Here is a 996-nt window from a genome sequence, read left to right as displayed (position 1 = left end):
TCTTATAAGTGTGGTGATTGTTATGCCCAAGCCTCGTTCACAACAAATCAGTTTATCTGATACACCCTATTATCATGTTTGCAGTCAAACCGTTCGAAAAGCCTTTTTATGTGGTATTGATAAAGAAACCGGTGTCAGCTATGCGCACAGGCGTCATTGGATTGAACAGCGTATTTTTATATTATCTCAGGTCTTTGCTATTGGTATTTGTGCTCACGCTGTCATGAATAATCACTTACATTTAGTCCTTCATGTTGATAGTGAAAAAGCTAACAGCTGGACGACGCTAGAGATACTGTCCCGTTGGCATACCTTGTTTAAAGGCACCCTGTTAACCCGTCAATATCAGCGACAGCAATCATTAACGACATTCGAAATGGAAATGGTTGAAGAAACAGCACAGGTCTATAAACAGCGTTTAATCGATATCAGTTGGTTTATGCGGGCATTAAACGAGCCTATTGCTCGACAAGCCAATAAAGAAGACAAATGCACGGGGCACTTTTGGGAAGGACGCTTTAAATCACAAGCCCTGCTCGATGAAGGGGCATTACTTGCTTGTATGGCTTATGTTGATTTAAATCCAGTGCGGGCGGGCATTGCCCCAACACCTGAGCAATCGAGTTTTACCAGTATTCAACGGCGTATCAAAGCCGCCATCATGGGAGAGCAACCCACAAGGTTATTACCTTTTACGGGCAATGAACAGCAAGCTAAAACCGCCAGTATCCGCTTTAGTTTAAAGGACTATTTAACCCTTGTAGATGAAACAGGTCGCATAATAAGAGCAGACAAACGAGGCGCTATCGATAACAAAACCGCAAATATACTGTCAAGACTTCACATCAGTGATGAAAGTTGGCTCAAACTGACCACAAACTTTGAAGGTATATTCACTGGCGCGGTTGGCACCGCAGAGCATTTGTGTGAATTTACTGAGCACGTAGGGTTAAAGCGCGCACACGGGAAAGCAAATGCCCAAGCTTGTTTGAATAG

Annotated in this window: 1 protein-coding gene; it reads left to right on the top strand. The window is 43.3% G+C overall.

Translation table 11 applies throughout. From position 1 onward, the window contains the following. Positions 1 to 22: 22 nt before the first annotated feature. Positions 23 to 996, top strand: a 974-nt coding sequence (locus tag H4J67_RS19910) for a transposase (RefSeq protein ID WP_182204887.1), incomplete at its 3' end; no start/stop codon positions are given.

This window comes from Colwellia sp. BRX10-4 (assembly GCF_014077465.1).
Taxonomy (GTDB): domain Bacteria; phylum Pseudomonadota; class Gammaproteobacteria; order Enterobacterales; family Alteromonadaceae; genus Colwellia_A.
Note: the sequence above shows the minus strand (reverse complement) of the source record. Positions and strands in the feature narration are given on the sequence as shown.